The sequence below is a fragment of the Paraburkholderia sp. J10-1 genome (genome assembly GCF_905220165.1).
Classification (GTDB): domain Bacteria; phylum Pseudomonadota; class Gammaproteobacteria; order Burkholderiales; family Burkholderiaceae; genus Paraburkholderia.
Map to the genome: position 1 here is coordinate 814,583 of NZ_CAJMYW010000002.1, position 20,453 is coordinate 835,035.

Here is a 20,453-nt window from a genome sequence, read left to right on the forward strand (position 1 = left end):
ATTGTGCCGATTTGCGCGCGCCCGCGCATCTGCAACAAAAAACGTGTGCGGTGCTTTTTCCGCGCTAAGGCGTCGTTTCCGCGTGCAGCAACGTGTCGATGCGCGCGGGCGAGAAGGGCGGGCGCTGGCTGTTTTGCGGCCAGCCGAAGCAGAACGCCGCCGCTTCGCCGCAAATCTTGCCCTGGCAGGGGCCCATGCCGCAGCGCGTCTGCAGCTTGGCGTCGCGCCACGACGCATGGCGGGCAACGTCGCGATACGCGACGTCCTCGCACCGGCAAAACACGGTGTCGGGCTGCGGGAGCGCGCGCAACGCGGGAGCGAGTTCGAACGCCGCGTGCAGGCGCTCGGCGAAACGGCGGTAGCGTTCACGCCCGGCGAACAGCTGCCGGGCGTTCGTGTTGTCCCCGAGCGCGGCGTATGCGGCGATGCGGCCTTCCACCGCCGCGAGTTCCATGCCGCCCACGCCCGTGCATTCGCCAGCCGCGTAGATGGCTTCGGCGCAGGTCTGTTGCCATTCGTTCACGGCGATGGCGGGAGCGTTGGCGTGGGTGTCCAACTTGCAACCGAGCGCTGCGCCGACGCCCGTATTGGGCACGAGGCCATAGGCGCACGCGAGCCGGTCGCAATCGACCAGTATTTCGTTGTTGCCGCGGCGCACGCGCACCTGCGTCACGCGCGTAGTGCCGATTGCCTCGCTCACGTAGGCATCGCACCAGTAAGGCGTGGCGCGCAGATCGAAGCGCATGCGCAGCGCCTGAGCGAGTTTCGCGGGCGTATGGACGAGGCCCGCCGCGAAGCGGCGCACCGCTTGCGGCGGCGCCTGTTCGACGATGGCGGCGATCGTCGCGCCATGCTGGCGCGCGGTCAAGGCGGCGGCCCAGAGCAGCGGCCCGCTGCCCGCGATCACGATCCGCTCGCCGCGCACGGGCATGCCCCCCTTGATGAGCGCCTGCAAGCCGCCCGCGCCGGTGACGCCCGGCAAAGTCCAGCCGGGATAGGGCAGGAAGCGTTCGCGCGCGCCCGAAGCGACGATGAGCTTGTCGTAAGCGAGCGTGAGCGCCCGGTCGGGGCTTTCCGCGAGCAGTTGTCGCCCTGGCAGCGCTTGCACGATGCGGGTTCCGCTTAGCAGCGTGACGTTCGCTCGTGCGGCGAGGGCATCGAGCAAGGCGCGTGCGGGGCCCGTGGCGCGATGGCTGGGACCCTGACGCCAGATCTGGCCGCCAGGCAGCGCATTGTCATCGACGATGCCTACGCTCGCGCCCGCCTCTGCGGCGATACGCGCGGCGTTCAATCCAGCCGGTCCGGCGCCGATGATCAGGATATCGAACTTCATGGCGCTGCATTCCCGGTAACGACGTTCATGCCCGCGAGGCAAACCGTCTGGCATGCGAGCCGATGCGGCACGCCGTCGATGGTGACGCGGCATTCCTGGCAGATACCCATGCCGCACAACGGCCCGCGCAGCGCGCCGGTTACCGAACGCCGCGTGACGAGCGCAGCGTGCCGTGCCTGTGCAGCGATGGCGATGGCTGCTGCCACCGAACTGCCTGGCGCGACGCTCACCTGGTATTCGTCAATCGTCAACGTCGTGCTGGTTTCAGACATGCACAGCCCCTTGGGCAGCGAAGCGCGCGGGGAGATACGGCGTCGCGTCGATCTCGGCGGGGCGTCCGAGTATTTGCGCGGCAATCAGCTTTGCGGTGCCGAGCGCTGTGGTGACGCCAAGGCCCTCGTGTCCGGTGGCGAGCCACGTGGACGGATGGCTGTCATCATCGGCGAACGAGGCAGCGGGGCCGATCAGCGGCATGCCGTCGCTCGATGCGGGGCGAAAGCCCGTCCATGCACGAATCGCGTTGAGCGTGGGCAATTGCGGCAGATATTCGGCGGCGCGGCGCAGCATGCGCGCGAGAATCGCAGGCTCGACGGCGGGGTCCGTGCTGTCGAACTGGCGCGACGAGCCGATCAGCAATTGCCCGGTTGGCCGCGGCTGCACGTTGAACGCAACGGAGGTTCCGCTCGCGTTGTGCGCGCTCTTGATATAGCCGAGTTCGAGAATCTGATGGCGAATCGTGCCGGGGTAGCGGTCGGTAATGAGCAGGTGGCCCTTCTTGGCCTGTAGCGGCAGGCGCGGCAGTAAATCGAGCGCTTGCAGGCCGTTCGCGACGAGAACCGCACCCGCGCCGATGACCTCGCCATCGGCGAGATGCACGCCCGCGCGGTCGATACGCGTGACTTGCGTTTGCGTGCGGCAGGTAATGCGTCCGCTAACCGGTTGTTCGAGCAACCATGTTGCTACGGCAGGCGCGTACACCACAGCGTCGTTATCGACGATCATGCCGCCTACCAGGCCATGGCGCAGGCCCGGTTCGGCTTCGCGCAACTGGTGCACGTCGAGCATCGAGCACGCCACGCCTTGCTGATGCAACGCCTGCTGGCGCGCTTGCGCGAGCGCCAGTTCCTCGTCGTCGGCAGCGACCCAGAGCGTGCCGCAGCGCAAGAACGCATGGCGTTCGTCGAGCCGCGGAGCGAGCGCGTGCCACAGCGCCAGCGACCACGCGCTCAGGGCGAATTCGGCGGGCGTGTCGTCCATTACGACGAGGTGGCCCATACCGGCTGCTGTCACGCCGCCGCCCACGCCCGCGCGCTCGATCACCAGCACATTCAGGCCCTGCGCCGCGAGTTCATGCGCGCATGCCGCGCCCACGATGCCCGCGCCGATTACGACAACATCGACGGCAACATCGTGTTGACCGCTCGAACCTTGCATCACGCGGGAATGCCCCACGCGAACGGATCGTCGTCGGCGAAAATCAGTTTGGACTCCGCGCTAATATGCGCGCTGCCGCGTATGCTCGGGCGCACGTAGCCTGCGGGGAGTTCGGGCGCGGTTTCATAGCTCGCCTCGAACACGCTGCCGATAATGCTTTCCTGCCGCCACTGCGCGCCGGGCGCGAGCGCGCCGTCTGCGGCGAGGCAGGCGACCTTCGCGCTCGTGCCGGTGCCGCACGGCGAACGGTCGTAGGCCTTGCCGGGACATAGCACGAAATTGCGGCTGTCGATGCCCGCAACGTCGGAGTGCGCGAAGAGTTCGATATGGTCGATCAACGCGCCGTCCGCGCCGGTGATGCCGTTCGCTTCGAGCGCCTGGCGCATGGCCCACGTGGCTTCGGTGAGCGCTTCGACGTTGCCCGCCTCGAGCGTGAGGTTGTGATCGGCGACGAGGAAGAACCAGTTGCCGCCCCAGGCGATGTCGCCATGCACGCGGCCGTAGCCCGGCACGTCGAGCGGCACGGCCTGGCGGTAGCGATACGCGGGCACGTTGTGCACGGTGACGCTGCCGTCGGCGTGCAGTTCGGCCTCGACGTTGCCCACCGGCGTTTCGATGCGATGCACGCCGGGCGCGATGCGCCCGAGATGCGCGAGCGACGCGATGAGGCCGATGGTGCCGTGCCCGCACATGCCGAGAAAGCCGACGTTGTTGAAGAAGATCACGCCGGCGGAGCAGGACGGATCATGCGGCTCGCACAGCAACGCGCCGACCATCACGTCCGAGCCGCGCGGCTCGTTGACGACGCCCGCGCGCACGCGGTCGAAGTCGCGACGGAAAACGGCGAGGCGTTCGGCGAGCGGGCCGTGGCCCAACTCGGGGCCGCCTGCGATCACGAGGCGCGTAGGCTCGCCGCCCGTGTGGGAGTCGATAACGGTCAGGGTTTTCATGCCGACAATCGTAGGTCGCGCCATTTTGGCCGTCTTGCTCGAACGGCCCTTGCGCGGTGACGATTTCGGCATAGTGCGCCGCGTGTGAATGCGCGGCGCTCAGGGTGATCCCTGGCGCATGCTTTCTTTAGTCTTTCACGAGCGCCAGTTGCTCCAGCTGGCGCACCACTTCGGCGCGCAGGCGCGGCGGCATGTTCTGGTAGCCGAGCAGGTCGGAGATCCACAGGCCGTCCGCGGCGAGCCGGCAGATCATCAGGCGGGCGGCGGCTTCGAGCGGCAGCGGGTCGGGGCGCGTCCACTTGCGCATGGGCGCGGCGTAGCGCTCGCGAATCGCGGGATCGGTCATCATCGCGGCCACCAGCACGCGCAGCACGTTGGTGCTGGCGGCGGGGCTTGTTTCGTCGATGGTCGTGTGCAAGTAGGCGCGCGCGGCCGCGCCGTGTTTGGGCGCGCCCTTTGCCTCGCCTTCTTCGATGCGCGCATGCATCTGCTGCTCGAATCGCTCCAGCGTCTGCTCGAAGAGCGCATCGAGCAAGCCCTGCTTGTTGGCGAAGTGATATTGCAACGCGCCCTTGGTCACGCCCGCGCGTTCGGCTACCGCATCGAGCGTGACGGCGGGTACGCCCTGGTCGGTGGCGATATCGGAAGCCGCCTGCAGCAATTGCGCGCGCACCTGGGCCGGGGCTTTCTTGCGGCGCGTGCCGGCGGCTGGAGCCGTGTCCTCGCGTGGGGAAGCAGGCTTCGAGACCGCCGGGGCAGAGGGAGCCGCTGCGTCAGCCGCCTTCGCGCTGCGCCTTGTCGCGCGCGCGGGCGCCTTGACGGAGGAGTCTTTCATGGCGCCGATCATACCATTGCAGGCTTCGCGGCTAAACATTCCGTACGGATGGTATGATCCGCCGATGAAAAAAATCCCCCCGCCTTTTACCGCTTCCGCAGCCGCCATGGCGGCGCTCGACGCCTCGATCATTCGCGGCCGCGAAGCGCTCGTGCGACAGCAGGATGCCGATGGAAGCTGGTGTTTCGAACTCGAATCGGACGCCACGATCACCGCCGAATACATCCTCATGATGCATTTCATGGGCAAGATCGACGCGGTACGCCAGGAGAAGATGGCGCGCTATCTGCGCGACATTCAGCGCTTGCAAACGCACGGCGCATGGGACCTCTATGTGGATGGTGCGCCTGATGTCTCGTGCAGCGTGAAGGCGTATTTCGCGTTGAAGGCGGCGGGGGACCCGGCGAACGCGCCGCACATGGTGCGCGCGCGGGAAGCCATTTTGAAGCTCGGCGGCGCGGCGAAGTCGAACGTGTTCACGCGCATTCTCCTCGCCACCTTCGGTCAGGTGCCGTGGCGCGCCACGCCGTTCATGCCGATCGAATTCGTGCTGTTCCCGAAGTGGGTGCCCATTTCGATGTACAAGGTCGCCTACTGGGCGCGCACGACCATGGTGCCGCTGCTCGCGCTCTGCTCGCTGAAGGCGCGCGCGGCCAATCCTCATGATGTATCGATTGCCGAACTGTTCGTCACGCCGCCCGAAGAGGAGCGCGAATACTTTGCGCGCGGCAAGGGCATCCGCCGGTTCTTTCTCGCGGCTGACCGGGCGCTGCGCCATATTGAGCCGCTGCTGCCGCGCGCGCTGCGCCAGCGCGCCATGAAGCACGCCGAGGCCTGGTGCGCCGAGCGCATGAACGGCGAGGACGGCATGGGCGGCATCTTTCCGCCGATCGTCTACAGCTACCAGATGATGCAGGTGCTTGGGTATCCTGAAGATCATCCGCTGCGCCGCGATTGCGAGAATGCGCTGGAAAAGCTGCTCGTCGAGCGCCCGGACGGCAGCGTGTATTGCCAGCCGTGCCTTTCGCCGGTCTGGGACACGGCGTGGAGCACGATGGCGCTCGAGCAGGCGCGTACGGTCGTGCCCGCCGATCCGGCGTCGGCAACGATCACCGGGCACGAACTTGAGCAGCGCATTGCGCGCGCGTACGAGTGGCTCGCGGCGCGCCAGGTGGACGACGTGCGCGGCGACTGGATCGAGAACGCGCAGCCGGACACGCCGGTTGGCGGTTGGGCCTTCCAGTATGAGAACCCGTACTATCCCGACATCGACGACACGGCCGTGGTCGTCGCCATGCTCCATCGTCGTGGCCGCACGGAGGCCCGCAAAACGGGCGTGGACCCCTACGCGGCGCGCGTGACGCGAGCGCTCGACTGGATGCGCGGCCTGCAATCGCGCAACGGCGGCTTCGCCGCTTTCGACGCCGATTGCGACCGCCTCTATCTGAATGCGATTCCGTTCGCGGACCACGGCGCGTTGCTCGACCCGCCAACCGAAGACGTATCGGGCCGCGTACTGCTGTGCTTCGGCGTGACGGGCCGCACCGAAGACAAGGCGGCGCTCGCGCGCGCCATCGAGTACGTGAAGGCCACGCAGCACGCCGACGGCAGCTGGTGGGGCCGCTGGGGCACCAACTACATCTACGGCACGTGGAGCGTGCTGGCGGGTCTCGCGCTCGCAGGCGAGGACCCGAGTCAGCCGTACATCGCGCGCGCGCTCGCGTGGCTGCGCGCGCGCCAGCACGCGGACGGCGGCTGGGGCGAGACCAACGACAGCTATATCGACCCGCGCCTGGCCGGCACCAATGGCGGCGAAAGCACGTCGAATTTCACGGCGTGGGCACTGCTCGCGCAAATGGCGTTCGGCGACTGGGAATCCGAATCGGTGCGGCGCGGCGTGGCGTATTTGCTATCCGTGCAGCAGGAGGACGGGTTCTGGTGGCATCGCTCGCATAATGCGCCGGGCTTCCCGCGTATTTACTACCTCAAGTATCACGGCTACACGGCGTATTTCCCGCTGTGGGCGCTGTCGCGTTACCGGCGGCTGGCGGGCAGTGCTGTCGAAGTGCGCGAAGTGGAAGAGGCCGCACTCGCATAGTGCATTCGACGCGGGGCGCAAGCGCCCCGCATTGCTGGCTTAGCGTGACTTCGCCAGCGTAATCGTTTCGAACAACTCATAATTTCCGGTCGGCGTTTGATCGGCGCCCGGCGCGTGATAGTAGTTCATCGTGATCGTCGTCTTGCCGCCATGTGTGCCGGGATCGACGTCGAACACCGCAATGCCATAACCCGTGCCCGTATCGCGCTGCGCCGACCAGATCGCGTCTTCGAGCGCATCGGCAGTCGGGCGCGCGAAGGTTCCCGCGGTCGCGCCCGGCGCCGGGTGGTTGGGCTTCGTGAACACCTGTGCCTGCGGATTGCCGTTGCCGGCATCCACGCCATACACGTCGAGCGGTGCGCTCGTGCCGCCACCGCCGAGGATCAGGTGGATCGTGCCGTGGCTCGTGTCGAAGGTGTTGCCCGTGCCCTGGGCATGCGTGACGGGACGCGGCTGCAGCGTGTCGACGCTCACGCCGGTTTTCGCGTCGACGCCCGCGTGATGATTGCAGCCGCGCACCGGGTAGCTGCGCTCGTAGTCGTGATCGTGGCCGCACACCACGAGATCCACGCCATAGCGGTCGAAGAGGGGCAGCCACGCTTCGCGTATGCCCTTGTCCGAGCCATTGCCGGTTTTCGACGAGCTGAGCGCGTCCTGGTGCATCTGCACCACGATCCAGTCGATATCGTCGTCGTTCTTCGCTTGCTTCAGGGTTTCTTCGAGCCAGCGCGTTTGCACGCCGTTGCTGTAGCCGCGCACGTAGAACGACGAGCCGGGCTGGATGGGCGCGTTGCCCGTGCTCGCGGCGGGCACGAGCGGCGAGGGGCCGGCCACGAAGGCGGCGGCGTCCTGGTAGACCACGTCGTCGGCGTCGAGCGAAACGAACAGCACGTTGCTCACGCGGAAGCTGTACCAGCGGCCCGGAAAATGCGTGCCGTTATCGGGCAGCGTATAACGGGTGAGATACGAATTCAGGCCCTGCGCACCGTTGTAGAACTCGATCTCGTGATTGCCGGGGCACGGCATCCACGGACGGTTCGCCGCCGACGTCTGGTTGTTGTTGCCGAAGTCGCGCCACACGTCGGTCTGGTGCGCGGGATTCAGGTTCGCGTAGCAGAGGTCGCCATTGAGCAGATGAAAGAGCGGCTGGAAGCGCTCCACGGCTTCCACGGCGAAGCGGCTTTGCGGCGACGACAGCACCCAGCCCGTGTTCGGCGTGGCGAGGTCGCCGTAGCTCGTGAAGCGAAACGGCGCGCGAGCGCGCGGCGCGGTGGCGAAGCTCGAACTGAACGGGCTGCTCGTGCGGCTGTCGTTATCGGCAGTGACTTCGTAGCGGTAGGTCGTGGCCGGCTCCAACCCGCGCAGCCGCGCGTGATAGGTGAACACGACATTGCCCGTGAGCCCGTCGGTATAGGTGCGCTGAATGGCGTGCACGGTCTCGCGCTTGCCGCGATCGGCGCTGTAGATCACGCGCGGATTCGTGGAGGAGGCGAGCGATGCCCACGAAACGACGACTTCGCGCGTCGGGTCTTCGCCCCAGGTGAGGTGGATCTGCTCAGGTGTGCCGTCGGGTGTGGAGGCGTCGGCCTTCGCGCTGCCCGCAAACGCGCTGGCGGCGCTCGCAAAGCCGGAAGCGCCGGCAAGCTTCAGGAAGCCGCGGCGCGAGACACTGGCGCCGCTTTCGGTGGATGCATTCTCGGGGATGTCTTTTTTCGTCATGTCGTCTCGCCTTGGGAGCAGAAGGCGAAGCCTGCGCTAACGGACTTGCATGACTGACGCGCGCGGGCGCAAGCATCGCAGGGTGAGTGTCTGCGCAACGATGGCGCGCTTGCATGACCTGGCGATGACACCGCCCTTATTCTACGCAGCACAGCGGGCCGCGCTTTTCCCGCGCGGCCCGCTGCGACTTCTCGGTTAGCCGTTAAGCATGAGCTTAGAACTTCAGGCGCATCCCCGCCGCGACGACGGCTTGTGTATTGCTCGACGAAGCCGCGAGGTTATAAATCGACGCATTGCCGAGCACCGGAATGCCTTGCGCTCCGGAAACGCGCTGATACACGCCCTCCAGATACACATCGGTACGGCGGCTCAGCGCATAGTCGGCCTGGAGCATGAACTGGTTCCAGTGCGGCGACGCGTTGCCCTCTGCGCGACTGACCGAACCGTCCGTATAGGTATAGGACCCGCCCAGGCTCAGTTGCGGCGTGAGCGCGTAACGGCCGTTCAGTTCGAAGTTATTGAACGTCAGGTAGTCGGCGTCGAACGCGTTGAGCGAGCCGCCCTGGGCGATCTGCGTGGGTTCGGCAACCATCGTGCGCGTGAACACGAGACCCACCTTGGCCGGCCCGATCGTATAGCTGCCGCCCGCGCCAAGCGTGCGGGTGCGCGCGGCCACGAACATCGGATCGTTGTCGGTGCCGCTGCCGGCGCTCAGCGCGCCGTTGGTGGTCGAGCCGGGCTCGTTGCCCTGGAAGTAGGCCACGGCCAGGTTGATCGGGCCGCCGTTCCACGAAGCGCCCATCGTGTAGGCGTTATTGTTCGAGAAGCCGCCGCCCTGGTTGCTGAACGCGTAGGCGCCTTCCACCTGGAAGCCCGCGTAGGTTGCACTGCGGAACTTGACGGCGTTGTTCATGCGCACGTCGTTGTTGAGGTTGTCGTTGTCGAACGGGTGCATCGCGAGGTTGCCGCCGAAGCCGGAGCCCGTGGCCGACATGGGCGCGATCATGTCCACGAGCGCGTCGTACTGGCGCCCGAGCGTGAGCGTGCCGTACTGGTCGCTGCCTAGTCCCACCCACGCTTGCCGGCCGAACATATAGCCGCCGTTGGAGCCCTTGCCGTTGACGACCGAGAAGCCGTTCTCGAGGTCGAAGATCGCCTTGAGCCCGCCGCCCAGGTCTTCCGTGCCGCGCAGGCCCCAGCGGCTCGTGCTCACGTTGCCGGACTGCATGCCCCAGGTCGTGCCATGACCCGTGGACGACTTCTGATTGCTGACGTAGTCGAGGCCCGCATCGACCGTGCCGTACAGCGTAACGCTGCTTTGTGCGTGAGCGCTCGTGCAGGCGGCGGCCGCCGCGAGCGCGAGGATGTTCAACAACGCTTTTTTCATTTCAGTTCCGTAGAGAAGGAGAGATCTTCGTGTGTGGCGGAACCGGAAATTTATGCGCGGGCAATGACGCAAACGTGTCGAAAATGGCCCTTAAAATGAAACTTCGTTTAGGTTCTTGATGCCTTCAGTTCATGGGACGCGTTAGGTTTCAAATGATGGTTGATAATTCAACCAAATAGCAGGGAGCCGACGCTGACAGGCAGCCGGTCGAAATGACGCGTCAAGGCACTGAAAGGCTGACGTCAGACGATTTGACGATGGCAACGACCATCGCGCCGGCTTTCAGGCCGAGCTGGTCCAGAGTCCGGGTTTCGATGACGGAGGTGAAGATGCCCGCCGCCGTGGCGACATCGACCTCCGATTGCTCCGCTCCTCTGATGATGCCGACGATTCGGCCGGGAAACTGGTTGCGAACGCGGGGCGCTGGAATATCCATGATTCGCAAACGTATGGAGGTTGGGTGGCGAAGCGCTGGACCATACCGCGCTGCGTGGCTTTCAGGAAATCAGGGTTTCCCGCAGCAGGGTAAGCTTATCGAAACTATCGGATTTCGTGATGGCTGGTATCCGGAATGCAAAGTTGAGTAGTCAATCACACAGGCCTACCATCTCTAGCGCATAGATGGCGTGCCGTGGCGGTTCCCGGACACCCGTCAGTCGTTATTGGAGGCCTCTAGTGGACCACGGCGCCCGAACTCAAGACGAAAAGCTGGAAATCAAGACCACGACCTGCTACATGTGCGCGTGCCGCTGTGGCATTCGCGTGCATCTGCGCGAAGGGGAAGTCCGTTATATCGACGGCAACCCCGAGCATCCCTTGAACCAGGGGGTGATCTGCGCGAAAGGTTCGTCGGGCATCATGAAGCAGTATTCGCCGGCCCGCCTCACGCAGCCGCTCATGCGCAAGCAGGGCGCCGAGCGCGGCCAGGCGCAGTTCGAGCCCGTTTCGTGGGACGTGGCGCTCGAAACGATCGAGAAGCGTCTCGCCCATCTGCGGGCAACCGACCCCAAAAAGTTCGCGCTGTTCACCGGCCGCGACCAGATGCAGGCGCTCACCGGCCTTTTCGCGAGGCAGTTCGGCACGCCGAACTACGCCGCCCACGGCGGCTTTTGCTCCGCGAACATGGCCGCGGGCATGATCTACACCATGGGCGGTTCGTTCTGGGAATTCGGCGGCCCGGACCTCGACCGCGCGAAACTTTTCATCATGATCGGCACGGCGGAGGATCACCACTCCAATCCGCTCAAGATCGCCATTTCGAAGTTCAAGCGTGCGGGCGGCCGCTTCATTGCGATCAACCCGATCCGCACCGGCTACGCGGCCATTGCCGACGAATGGGTGCCCATTCGTCCCGGTACGGACGGCGCGCTGTTCATGGCGCTGATCCACGAACTGATCGAGGCCGACGCGTACGATCACGAATTCGTCAAGCGCTTCACCAACGCGGGCGAACTGCTGGACATGCGCACGCAGAGCCACACGTTCGGCCTGTTCGTGAAGGACGCGAACCTCCCAGAGGGCAATCCGCTGTTCCCGCAAAACCATCTGTGGTGGGACGAGAACACCGGCCGTGCGGTGCAGCATCACACGCCCGGCGCGCAACCCGCGCTCGACGGCCGCTATGTGCTCGACGACGGCACGCCGGTGGCGCCGTCTTTTGCGCTGCTGCGCGAGCGCTTCAAGGAGACGACGCCCGAATGGGCGCAGGAAATCACAGGCATCTCGGCCGACACGATCCGCCGCCTCGCGAGCGAGATGGCGCAAACGGCGCGCGACCACAAGATCACACTGCCGATTGAGTGGACGGACGCCTGGGGCGTGAAGCACGAAAGCGTGACGGGCAACCCCATCGCTTTTCACGCCATGCGGGGGCTGGCCGCGCATTCGAACGGCTTTCAGTCGATCCGCGCGCTCGCCGTGCTGATGTCGCTGCTCGGCACGATCGACCGGCCCGGCGGCTTTCGTCACAAGTCGCCGTATCCGCGCGCGGTGCCGCCATCGGCCAAGCCGCCAAGCAGTCCGAACGATGTCAAGCCGAATACGCCGCTGCCGGCCGGGCCGCTCGGCTGGCCCGCGGCGCCGGGCGACCTCTTTATCGACGAAGCGGGCGAGCCGGTGCGCATCGATAAAGCCTTCTCGTGGGAGTATCCGCTCGCGGTGCACGGCCTGATGCACAACGTCATCACGAACGCATGGCGAGGCGACCCGTACCCCATCGACACCTTGTTGATCTTCATGGCCAACATGGCGTGGAACTCGTCGATGAACACGAGCGAGGTCCGCAAGATGCTGACCGACCGCGGGCCGGACGGCGAGTACAAGATTCCGTTCCTCGTAGTGTGCGACGCGTTCCAGTCGGAAATGACGGCGTTCGCCGATCTGATCCTGCCCGACACGACCTACCTCGAGCGGCACGATGCGATGTCGATGCTCGACCGGCCGATTTCGGAGTTCGACGGGCCGGTGGATTCCGTGCGCGTGCCGGTGCTCGAGCGCACCGGCGAGTGCCGCCCGTTCCAGGAAGTGCTCGTCGAGTTGGGCAGCCGCCTGAAGCTGCCCGCATTCACGACGGCCGAAGGCAAGCGCAAGTACAAGGACTATCCGGACTTCATCGTCAACTTCCAGACCGCGCCTGATTCCGGCGTGGGCTTTTTGATTGGCTGGCGCGGCAAGGACGGCGACAAGGCGCTCGTGGGCGAACCCAATCCACGCCAGTGGGAGGAATACGCGAAGCACAACTGCGTGTTCCATTACACGCTGCCGGAAGAACTTCAGTACATGCGCGGCGTCAATGGGCCTTACCTGCAATTCGCCGTGGAGAAGGGATTCCGGAAGTTCGCAGAACCCATCCTTATCCAGCTCTATTCGGATGTCATGCAGAAGTTTCGCCTCGCCGCGCAGGGCAAGACGGATGCGCGCCAGCCGCCCGAACATTTGCGCGAGCGCGTCGAGCGCTATTTCGATCCGCTGCCTTTCTGGTATGCGCCGCTGGAGCTCGCGACAACCGATCTCGAACGCTACCCGCTCGCGGCGGTCACGCAGCGCCCCATGGCGATGTATCACTCGTGGGACTCGCAAAATGCGTGGCTGCGGCAGATTCATGGCGAGAACTACCTGTACGTGAATCCGCGTATGGCGCAGGAAAACGGCATCGAGGACGGTGGATGGATCTACGTCGAATCGCAGTGGGGCAAGGTGCGCTGCATGGCGCGCTACAGCGAGGCGGTCGAGCCGGGCACGGTGTGGACGTGGAACGCCATTGGCAAGGCCGCCGGCGCGTGGAATCTTGGCCCGGACGCCAATGAGTCGCAACGCGGTTTCCTGCTCAATCACCTGATTACCGAAGAACTGCCCTTCGGCGACGGCCGGCGCGTTTCGAACTCGGACCCGATCACTGGGCAGGCCGCGTGGTACGACGTGCGTGTGCGTGTCTATCCGGCGGAGGCCGATGCCGATCACACACTGCCGCAGTTCGCGCCGATGCAACCGCTGCCGGGTTCGACCGGCACGGTTGGCCGGATTCAGGCGTATTTTGCGGGCGGTGGCAAGTTTGCCGCGCGCTTGCGCAATGTTGTGACAGGCAAGTAAGGAGGAATCCGAAATGACGCAAATGGCGTTGGTGATCGACCTGAACGTCTGTGTGGGGTGCCACGCGTGCGTGACGAGCTGCAAGGAATGGAATACCTCGGGGCAGGCGGGGAGTCTTTCGGACGTGCGCCCCTACGACGCCGATCCGTCCGGCACCTTCTTCAACCGCGTGCAGACCTATGAAGCCGGGGAGTTTCCGAATTCGGACACCATTCACTTCCCGAAATCGTGCCTGCACTGCGAGGACCCGCCGTGCGTGCCGGTTTGCCCCACGGGCGCGAGCTTCAAGCGCAAGGAAGACGGGCTCGTGCTCGTCGACTACGACAAGTGTATTGGCTGCAAGTATTGCTCCTGGGCCTGCCCGTATGGCGCGCGCGAACTGGACGAGGAGCGCAAGGAGATGACCAAGTGCACGCTGTGCGCGGACCGCATCTATAACGAGGCGCTGCCCGAGCGCGACCGCAAGCCCGCTTGCGTGCTCGCGTGCCCGACATCGGCGCGTATTTTCGGCGACATTCACGACCCCGAGTCGGATGCGTCCAAGGCGATTCAGGCGCGCGGCGGCTATCAGTTGATGCCCGAGTGGGGGACGAAGCCCTCGAACCATTATCTGCCGCGTGTGAAGACCGAAAGCAGTTGTGGCAGCGGTTCGTGCGGGTGCGGCGGTGGCGCATCGGCGGCGTCGCCGGTGAACATGCTCGAAGCCGGCGAGCCGATCAACCTCGCGAGCCTGGCGATCCGGCGCGGCACACCGGCCATGTCGCGCGATAAGCGACTCGACGCTCAACTGGATTCGGGCAAGCTGAATCTGGCCGCCTTTGCAACGCGAGTGAAGTCGCTATTCACGCGTGCGCGGCCGGTCGCGACGAAGGAGATTTGAATGAGACCCGCATTTTCGGTTGTTTTCCTGACCACGCTTTCAGGTGCGGGGCAAGGTCTGTTGATCGCGCTCTTTGGCGTCGAGTGGCTTGCGCGGATGCATCCCGAGTGGACGGCGTTGCAGGGAATCCCTCAGCCGTTCTATATCTGCGGTGCGGGGCTCGCGGTTGCGCTCGGTGCGCTGGGGCTCTTCGCTTCGGTCTTCCATCTTGGGCACCCGGAGCGCGCGTGGCGCGCGATCGCCATGTGGCGCACTTCGTGGCTTTCGCGTGAATGTCTCGCGCTGCCCGTGTTCCTCGCAACGACGTTCCTCTATGGTCTGGCGCACTGGATGCATGCACCGTGGTCGTTCACCATCGGCGCGATTGCCGCGCTTGCGAGCGTCAGCCTTTTTGTCTGCACGGCCATGATCTATGCGTGCCTGCGCTTTCTGCAGGAGTGGGCCACGCCGCTTACGCTGGTGAATTTCGTGCTGCTCGGCTGTGCCTCCGGCTTCACGATCGCAACGGCCAGTGCCGCGTGGCTTGCGCCCGGCGTCGTGCCGGGCCTCGGGTTCGCGGCAGGTGGGTTGATTGTGGCCGCTTGCGTGGCTCGCGTTGCCGCGCTCGCACGCAATCAACGTTTGCATCCGCGTTCTACGTTGCAAAGCGCCACGGGCATCAAGGCTGAGAAAATCAGGCAGATTTCGCGCGGCTTTACGGCAAGCGCCTTCAACTTGCGCGAGTTCTTTCATGGCCAGTCCGACGCCGTGATGCAATGGGTCAAGTGGGGCTTTCTCGCGGGCGCATTTGTCGTGCCGCTGGCGTTGCTTTTACTGGCGCTGCATACGTCTTCCGCAACGTTGTTCGTCGCGGCGTGCGTTATTCAGTACGCGGGACTCGTTGCGGAGCGCTGGTTTTTCTTCGCGCAGGCGCGTCACCCGCAGAACCTGTATTACCAGCGTGCGGCCTGATGGGGCAAGAGGGCATCGGCACCGCCGATGCCCCGGTACGCGTTCACGCTCTGATCAATCGACTATTTTCTTCGTGACCACGAGCGCGATCACGAGGAATACCACGCACAGCACGACGAAGATAAAGAACAGGATCTTGGCAATGGCGGCTGCGCCGGCCGCCAAGCCTGTGAAGCCGAACAAGGCCGCGATCACGGCGATCACGGCAAAGAACAGGGCCAGCTTGAGCATGGTCGATTTCCTCCTTGCGTGAGAGCGCAGCCGTGTAGGCTGTGCTGCTGGATGGACTGACGGCGCACCTGCGCAGCAATCGATGTGCCCGAGCCGGATGGCGAATGAAAAACGGCCCGGCGTGTGGAGGTGCACGCCGAGCCAAAAACGGCGCTGCACAGGGGAGCACAGCGCCGTCGAGGGTCGATAGCGAACTTCGCGTTCGCGAGGAACTGCGCGTCGCGCTTACAGGTAGGAGGTTCCGTCGATATAGGCCTTGCGCCAGCGAACGATCTTCACGCTTTCGAACAGCCCGGCATGCGTGAACGGATCCTGCGCGATAAAGCGCTCGGCTTCTTCGCGGGTTTCGAGGTCGACGATATAGATGCCGCCGCCCGCGCTGCTGCCGTCGTCGTTGAGTTTCGCACCGCAGGCGAGCAACAGCGCCTTGTTTTGCGCGAGAAATTCCAGGTGCGCGTCGCGCTCGCGCACGCGCACCTCGGCGTGGCCGGGCTTGTCGAACGTTTCGATGAGAAAGGGCATGGCGCGTTCCTCTTAATTGGGCACGATGGCCGACGGGTGTTGGGCGAGCGGCGTCACGCTGATCTTCATGAACGGGAAGAGTGGCAGCGCGGAAAGCAGCGTATGGAGTTCGTCGTTCGATTCGACATCGAACACGCTGTAGTTGGCGTATTCGCCGGCCACGCGCCACAAGTGGCGCCATTTGCCTTCTCGTTGCAGCTTCTGCGAGAACGCTTTTTCTTCGGCCTTCAGGGCGTCGGCGAAGGCGGCGTCGGTGCCGTGCGGAATCTGCACCTGCATGTGCACGAGATACAGCATGAATGGTCTCCGTTAAAGGTATGGGTTCAGGGCGGGCTCGTTTCAGGTCCCGTCAGCCCCAGGCGAGAATCGCAACCGAATAAACGATGCCGATCCAGAACATCATGATGACCGTGTAGCCCATGATGTCCTTGAGTTTGAGCTTCGAGAGCGCGAGGGCCGGCAAGATCCAGAACGGCTGCACGAGATCGTTCCATGCGTTACCGAGCATCACGGCCGTCGACGTATGGCCCACGGAGGCGCCGATCGTCTTCGCCGCTTCGATCATGAATGGTCCTTGAATGACCCAGTGGCCGCCGCCCGAAGGCGCGAAGAAGTTGATGACGAACGAGCTGATCAAGCCCCAGAACGGCAGCGTGGCCGGTGTGGCGACCTTCACGAACGCTTCGGAAAGCGTATTCACGAGACCCGACGACGCCATGATCGCCATGATGCCGGCGTAGAACGGGTACTGCAGAATGATGCCGCTGATCGTCCGAATGCCTTCGTTGAGCTTCTCCACATAACGGATCGGCGTGCCGAGCAACAGGATGCCGAGGAACAGAATGAAGAAGTTGATGAGGTTCAGGTCGATCGAGCCGCCCTGCACGAAGTGCAGCGCGACATAACCCATGCCGATCAGGCCGATCACATAGCTCAGAATGCGGCTGTTGTTCAGGCGGTTGGCGAGCGTGTTGCCTTCGTCGAGATCCACGCCGAGCGCGGCTGCCTTCTGCTGCTTCTCTTCCAGGGCGCGGTCGATCTCCTTGATCGGCTGGCCGGGCTTCGGGTGCAGCCATGCGTTCAGGAGCGGCAGCGTGATGATGGTCACGAGGCTCGTGATGAGCATGGTGGGCGAGAAAATCGTTTCGGAGAGCGGAATGACGCCCATTTGCGCTTCGAGCGGATGCCCCTTCGTCGAAATCAGCACGGGAATGCTCGCCGAAAGCCCGAGGCCGTAGAGCGTAAAGCCGCTATAGGCCGAAGCGATGATGAGCGGATAGTGCACGCCTTTCACACGCAGCGCGAGTTTGCGCGCGACGATTCCGCCCACCACGAGGCCGAAGCCCCAGTTCAGATAGCTGCCGATGCCGCCCACCAGCGTCGCGACAATGATCGCCATGCGCGGGTCGTTCACGCGTGCAACGACTCGGTTCAGGAAGCGGTCGGTGAGCGGCGCTGTGGCGAGCACGTAGCCCATTGCGAGAATTACCGCCATTTGCGTGGTGAACGCGAGCAGCGCCCAGAAGCCCTTGCCCCAGCTCGTGGTGAGGGCCGTGACGGCTTGCCCTTGCACGATCACGGCAAGCGCCATCGTCAGCAGCGTGAGGCCGATCGCGAACACGAAGGGATCGGGCAAGTACCGGCGCATCAGCTCGGTAAAGAAAGCGGTGACTTTCTGCATGGAAGTGTCTCTGTCTGAATCGTAATAGTTGTCGGGTCTCTTCGGCTCTCGGCGCGTGCGTTCGAGGCGCTTATGAGTCGTCGTGGCTTCGGGTCTTGCGATGGCGGGCGAGATGCATGAGCTGGCGGTCACGCCAGCCCACACGCTCGTCCCATTGATCGAGCGGCAGCGCCGCGCGTCTTGCGGCCTCGACCTGTGCGACGAGTTCAGGCGTCCACGGGTCGTGCTGGCCGCGTTCGGCGCCCATGCGTGCGTACGATGGGCCCATCTTTTGCGCATGCGAGGCGATGCCGCCGCGCGTGTTCAGATCGACGGTCTCGAACGGGCCGATCACCGACCAGCGCGGGCCGAGGCCTTCGCGCATCACGGTGTCGATGTCTTCCACCGATGCCACGCCGTCGCGCACGAGGCAATACGCCTCGCGCAGCACCGCGCCTTGCAGGCGGTTGAAGATGAAGCCTTCCACCTCGTGCTTCACGCGCACGGGCTTCATGCCCGCTTCGGCGTAAAGCGCGATGGCGCGCGTGGCTGCGGCTTCGGACGTGAAGGGGGCGGGCACGACCTCGATCACGGGCACGAGGTAGGGCGGGTTGCCGGGGTGAGCGACCAGGCAGCGCGCGCGGCCCGGCAGCGTTTCGTCCACGAATTTCGAAGCCGCGAGAAACGACGAAGCGCTCGCGAGGATCGCTTCGGGAGGCGCTGCGCGGTCGAGCTGCGCGAAGATCTCGCGCTTGAGTTCGGCGCGCTCGGGCGCGCATTCCTGCACGAGATCGGCTTCAGCCACGGCGGCTTCGAGCGTGTCGACAATCGCTACGCGCGCGGCGATCTCGCTCGCGCTTTCGTCGAGCAGGGCGTAGTGCGTGAGATCGCCAAGGCGAAGTGCAATCTCTTCAGGCGCGGCGGCGCGGCGCGCAGCGTCGGGATCGTAGAGACGCACGCGCCAGCCGGCCCGCGCGAAGCAAATCGCGAACGCCACGCCAATGCTGCCCGCGCCGACAATGCCGGCGCGCCGCTGCGTGGGCGTATCTGGGGCCGTCATCGTCAAACCCCCGCGACGCCAACGGTCATGCCGCCGCATACGTAGAGCACCTGGCCGGTCACGAAGCCGCTGCGCGCATCGAGCAGATACGAAGCGGCGTGCGCGACGTCGTCGGGCGTGCCGACGCGCTTCACCGGTACGGCATTGATGATCGCCTCGGTGCGCGGGGCGCCGGGCGGATTGGCGCGGTCGAACAGTTCGGTGCGGATGGGGCCTGGGCCAATGGCGTTCGCGGTCACGCCGAACGCGCCCAGTTCGAGCGCCCACACGCGCGTCATGCCGATCAACGCGGCCTTGGTGGCCGAATAGGCCGTGCGCAACTCTTTGCCGAGCGCGGCGCGCGACGACATGTTGACGATGCGTCCAAAGCCCGCGGCCTTCATGCCGGGCAACAGCGCCTGCATGCACTGCTGGGCGCAGCGCACGTTCAGGGCCCAGGCGCGTTCGAGTTCTTCGAGCGTCTGGTGCTCGGCGTCGTTGGGCACGACCACGCCCACGTTGTTGATGAGGCGCGTGATCGGGCCGCCTTCCAGCGCGCGCTCGAGCGCGGCCGCCGTTGCCTGGGTGTCGGAGAGGTCGGCGATGATGCCGTCGCCCACGCGGTCGATGACGACGGCTTCGTAACCGTCGGCCTCGCAGCGCGCAGCGCACGCGGCGCCGATGCCGGCGGCGGCGCCGGTAATCAGGACTCTTTCTTTAGCCATGTTTTCTCGGGAATTCGGATAAAACAAAGGATTGCGAATTAGTTCGTCAAACCGTTGCAACCGGCGTGACGGGCGAGCCCATTGCACCCGGCAACCGCAGCGGCGGCGCAGTGAGCATGAACCGCGAGCGCTTGTGTTCGCGCAGCCACAAAGCGAGATCGCGCAAATACCAAAGTTCGCCCAGCGGCAGGCCGAGCTTGAAGAGGCAGTGGTGATGCAGCGGCATGAGCGGGTGGTCGCCAGGCGTGGCCGGCGCGCGCGCGGGATACCGTTCGACGGCGTAGTTGTCGGCGGCGAGCGCGGCGATGCCTGAGTCGGTGATCCATTGCAGCAGGCGTTCGTCGCGTCCGTCGAGTGCGCTGCAGTGGCTCGACAGAACGGCCTCGTCGGGCTGGCGGTTCATTTCGAGCACCATCTCCGCGAAGCCGGTGCGCAGCACGAGCATGTCGCCGCGCTCGACTTCCACGCCGTCCGCCTCGATCACGCGCATCAAATCGTCGTAGCCGACGGTGCGAAACTCGCGGCCAAAATGCGCGGCGAAATCGATCAGCACGCCGCGGCCTTGCATGCCCTTCACCGCAAGATGCTCGATGCCGAGCACATCGGCATGGCTATGCTCGCCGCCACAGGCGTGGGGCGCGAAGTTGTCTTCGGCGCGATATTCCATCGGGCCGACCACGTCCACGTTCGCGCGATAGCCGTTGTAGTAGACGCTCTCGGCCATACCGTCGCCGTTGGCGTCGAAGCGCGCGCCCACATGGGCGAGCGAATCCCACTGCGTGGAGTACTGGAGCGAGAGCAGCACCTGATCGTCGCTCACCACGTCGGTTGCGCCCGCAACGTTCCGCGCGAACGGGAAGTTCACATACGGGAGGCCGTCGCGAAAGGTGGGGCGCAGCACCGGCGGATGGCGGCGCACGTTGAGCTTGCTGTCACCGGGAAAGTCGAGCGGCAGGGAGAGCGTGAACGTGAGCCCGGCCCGAATTTCCTGCGCGCCCTTGAGCACCTGCTGCGCGCCGATGAGATTGGGGCGGCCCAATTGATCGTCGGGACCGAAATCGCCCCAGTTCGAGCCTTCCGGCCGGTTCTTCCAACGCATGC

The 20,453-nt window shown here is 65.0% G+C and carries 19 protein-coding genes; 4 read left to right on the plus strand and 15 right to left on the minus strand.

Going from position 1 to position 20,453, the window contains the following annotated elements:
• Positions 1-64: 64 nt before the first annotated feature.
• The 5 genes from U5A65_RS10500 to U5A65_RS10520 all read right to left on the minus strand — a co-directional run bounded on the left by U5A65_RS10500 (position 65) and on the right by U5A65_RS10520 (position 4,552).
• Positions 65-1,333: an FAD-dependent oxidoreductase gene (locus tag U5A65_RS10500; protein ID WP_321946231.1), complete on the minus strand. Its 1,269-nt coding sequence runs from the start codon at positions 1,331-1,333 to the stop codon at positions 65-67.
• Entirely contained in the window at positions 1,330-1,605 is a 276-nt protein-coding gene (locus tag U5A65_RS10505) for a 2Fe-2S iron-sulfur cluster-binding protein (RefSeq protein WP_321909518.1), read from the minus strand. The genes U5A65_RS10500 and U5A65_RS10505 overlap by 4 nt, the downstream gene beginning before the upstream one ends.
• Complete coding sequence (locus U5A65_RS10510) at positions 1,598-2,767, minus strand: FAD-dependent oxidoreductase (protein WP_321946449.1); 1,170 nt, start codon at positions 2,765-2,767, stop codon at positions 1,598-1,600. The genes U5A65_RS10505 and U5A65_RS10510 overlap by 8 nt, the downstream gene beginning before the upstream one ends.
• On the minus strand, positions 2,767-3,726 hold the full coding sequence (locus U5A65_RS10515) for a 4-hydroxyproline epimerase (RefSeq protein WP_321934157.1): 960 nt from the start codon (positions 3,724-3,726) through the stop codon (positions 2,767-2,769). Before U5A65_RS10515 ends, U5A65_RS10510 begins: the two co-directional genes overlap by 1 nt.
• 118 nt (positions 3,727-3,844) lie before the next feature.
• Positions 3,845-4,552, minus strand: coding sequence for a TetR/AcrR family transcriptional regulator (locus U5A65_RS10520; RefSeq protein WP_321909515.1), 708 nt, complete (start codon positions 4,550-4,552; stop codon positions 3,845-3,847).
• Between the two features lie 64 nt (positions 4,553-4,616).
• On the opposite strand from U5A65_RS10520, the gene shc reads away from it, so the two are divergent.
• Positions 4,617-6,650, plus strand: coding sequence for a squalene--hopene cyclase (gene shc, locus U5A65_RS10525; protein ID WP_321909513.1), 2,034 nt, complete (start codon positions 4,617-4,619; stop codon positions 6,648-6,650).
• A gap of 39 nt (positions 6,651-6,689) precedes the next feature.
• Here the strand turns inward: shc and U5A65_RS10530 are convergent, their stop codons facing one another.
• The 3 genes from U5A65_RS10530 to U5A65_RS10540 all read right to left on the minus strand — a co-directional run bounded on the left by U5A65_RS10530 (position 6,690) and on the right by U5A65_RS10540 (position 10,192).
• A complete protein-coding gene (locus U5A65_RS10530; protein WP_321909512.1) occupies positions 6,690-8,369 on the minus strand; it encodes a metallophosphoesterase family protein in 1,680 nt (559 codons plus the stop codon).
• A 214-nt stretch (positions 8,370-8,583) separates the two neighbouring features.
• Entirely contained in the window at positions 8,584-9,756 is a 1,173-nt protein-coding gene (locus U5A65_RS10535) for a porin (RefSeq protein WP_321909510.1), read from the minus strand.
• A 220-nt stretch (positions 9,757-9,976) separates the two neighbouring features.
• A complete protein-coding gene (locus tag U5A65_RS10540; protein ID WP_321946232.1) occupies positions 9,977-10,192 on the minus strand; it encodes a TOBE domain-containing protein in 216 nt (71 codons plus the stop codon).
• Positions 10,193-10,491: 299 nt separating this feature from the next.
• Here U5A65_RS10540 and U5A65_RS10545 point away from each other — a divergent pair, with 299 nt between their 5' ends.
• Genes U5A65_RS10545 through U5A65_RS10555 form a run of 3 tightly spaced genes read left to right on the plus strand, consistent with a single transcriptional unit; the run spans position 10,492 to position 15,175 of the window.
• The gene (locus tag U5A65_RS10545) at positions 10,492-13,344 is read left to right on the plus strand and encodes a molybdopterin oxidoreductase family protein (protein WP_415764719.1); all 2,853 of its coding nucleotides are present in this window, start codon (positions 10,492-10,494) and stop codon (positions 13,342-13,344) included.
• 13 nt (positions 13,345-13,357) lie between these two features.
• Positions 13,358-14,224 carry a 4Fe-4S dicluster domain-containing protein gene (locus U5A65_RS10550; protein ID WP_321946234.1) on the plus strand — a complete coding sequence of 289 codons (867 nt, stop codon included), beginning with the start codon at positions 13,358-13,360 and terminating at the stop codon, positions 14,222-14,224.
• On the plus strand, positions 14,225-15,175 hold the full coding sequence (locus tag U5A65_RS10555) for a dimethyl sulfoxide reductase anchor subunit family protein (protein WP_321946235.1): 951 nt from the start codon (positions 14,225-14,227) through the stop codon (positions 15,173-15,175).
• A 54-nt stretch (positions 15,176-15,229) separates the two neighbouring features.
• Here the strand turns inward: U5A65_RS10555 and U5A65_RS10560 are convergent, their stop codons facing one another.
• The 7 genes from U5A65_RS10560 to U5A65_RS10590 all read right to left on the minus strand — a co-directional run bounded on the left by U5A65_RS10560 (position 15,230) and on the right by U5A65_RS10590 (position 20,451).
• A complete protein-coding gene (locus U5A65_RS10560; RefSeq protein WP_321933658.1) occupies positions 15,230-15,406 on the minus strand; it encodes a DUF1328 family protein in 177 nt (58 codons plus the stop codon).
• Between the two features lie 225 nt (positions 15,407-15,631).
• Positions 15,632-15,928 carry a YciI family protein gene (locus U5A65_RS10565; protein ID WP_321946236.1) on the minus strand — a complete coding sequence of 99 codons (297 nt, stop codon included), beginning with the start codon at positions 15,926-15,928 and terminating at the stop codon, positions 15,632-15,634.
• Positions 15,929-15,940: 12 nt separating this feature from the next.
• On the minus strand, positions 15,941-16,225 hold the full coding sequence (gene catC, locus U5A65_RS10570; RefSeq protein ID WP_158760386.1) for a muconolactone Delta-isomerase: 285 nt from the start codon (positions 16,223-16,225) through the stop codon (positions 15,941-15,943).
• A 52-nt stretch (positions 16,226-16,277) separates the two neighbouring features.
• The gene (locus U5A65_RS10575; RefSeq protein WP_321909497.1) at positions 16,278-17,609 is read right to left on the minus strand and encodes a short-chain fatty acid transporter; all 1,332 of its coding nucleotides are present in this window, start codon (positions 17,607-17,609) and stop codon (positions 16,278-16,280) included.
• A 70-nt stretch (positions 17,610-17,679) separates the two neighbouring features.
• Positions 17,680-18,648, minus strand: a complete 969-nt coding sequence (locus U5A65_RS10580; RefSeq protein ID WP_321946237.1) for a 3-hydroxyacyl-CoA dehydrogenase — start codon at positions 18,646-18,648, stop codon at positions 17,680-17,682.
• 2 nt (positions 18,649-18,650) lie between these two features.
• Complete coding sequence (locus U5A65_RS10585) at positions 18,651-19,352, minus strand: SDR family oxidoreductase (RefSeq protein WP_321909494.1); 702 nt, start codon at positions 19,350-19,352, stop codon at positions 18,651-18,653.
• A gap of 46 nt (positions 19,353-19,398) precedes the next feature.
• Positions 19,399-20,451: a cyclase family protein gene (locus U5A65_RS10590; protein WP_321909492.1), complete on the minus strand. Its 1,053-nt coding sequence runs from the start codon at positions 20,449-20,451 to the stop codon at positions 19,399-19,401.
• Positions 20,452-20,453 lie beyond the last annotated feature (2 nt).

Coding starts and splice junctions, on each gene's coding strand:
- U5A65_RS10500 (WP_321946231.1), bottom strand. CDS start 1,333: ATGAAGTTCGATATCCTGATCATCGGCGCCGGACCGGCTGGATTGAAC.
- U5A65_RS10535 (WP_321909510.1), bottom strand. CDS start 9,756: ATGAAAAAAGCGTTGTTGAACATCCTCGCGCTCGCGGCGGCCGCCGCC.
- U5A65_RS10530 (WP_321909512.1), bottom strand. CDS start 8,369: ATGACGAAAAAAGACATCCCCGAGAATGCATCCACCGAAAGCGGCGCC.
- U5A65_RS10590 (WP_321909492.1), bottom strand. CDS start 20,451: ATGCGTTGGAAGAACCGGCCGGAAGGCTCGAACTGGGGCGATTTCGGT.
- U5A65_RS10550 (WP_321946234.1), top strand. CDS start 13,358: ATGACGCAAATGGCGTTGGTGATCGACCTGAACGTCTGTGTGGGGTGC.
- U5A65_RS10520 (WP_321909515.1), bottom strand. CDS start 4,552: ATGAAAGACTCCTCCGTCAAGGCGCCCGCGCGCGCGACAAGGCGCAGC.
- U5A65_RS10585 (WP_321909494.1), bottom strand. CDS start 19,352: ATGGCTAAAGAAAGAGTCCTGATTACCGGCGCCGCCGCCGGCATCGGC.
- U5A65_RS10560 (WP_321933658.1), bottom strand. CDS start 15,406: ATGCTCAAGCTGGCCCTGTTCTTTGCCGTGATCGCCGTGATCGCGGCC.
- U5A65_RS10565 (WP_321946236.1), bottom strand. CDS start 15,928: ATGCCCTTTCTCATCGAAACGTTCGACAAGCCCGGCCACGCCGAGGTG.
- U5A65_RS10575 (WP_321909497.1), bottom strand. CDS start 17,609: ATGCAGAAAGTCACCGCTTTCTTTACCGAGCTGATGCGCCGGTACTTG.
- U5A65_RS10555 (WP_321946235.1), top strand. CDS start 14,225: ATGAGACCCGCATTTTCGGTTGTTTTCCTGACCACGCTTTCAGGTGCG.
- U5A65_RS10505 (WP_321909518.1), bottom strand. CDS start 1,605: ATGTCTGAAACCAGCACGACGTTGACGATTGACGAATACCAGGTGAGC.
- U5A65_RS10545 (WP_415764719.1), top strand. CDS start 10,492: ATGTGCGCGTGCCGCTGTGGCATTCGCGTGCATCTGCGCGAAGGGGAA.
- U5A65_RS10510 (WP_321946449.1), bottom strand. CDS start 2,767: ATGCAAGGTTCGAGCGGTCAACACGATGTTGCCGTCGATGTTGTCGTA.
- U5A65_RS10580 (WP_321946237.1), bottom strand. CDS start 18,648: ATGACGGCCCCAGATACGCCCACGCAGCGGCGCGCCGGCATTGTCGGC.
- U5A65_RS10540 (WP_321946232.1), bottom strand. CDS start 10,192: ATGGATATTCCAGCGCCCCGCGTTCGCAACCAGTTTCCCGGCCGAATC.
- catC (WP_158760386.1), bottom strand. CDS start 16,225: ATGCTGTATCTCGTGCACATGCAGGTGCAGATTCCGCACGGCACCGAC.
- shc (WP_321909513.1), top strand. CDS start 4,617: ATGAAAAAAATCCCCCCGCCTTTTACCGCTTCCGCAGCCGCCATGGCG.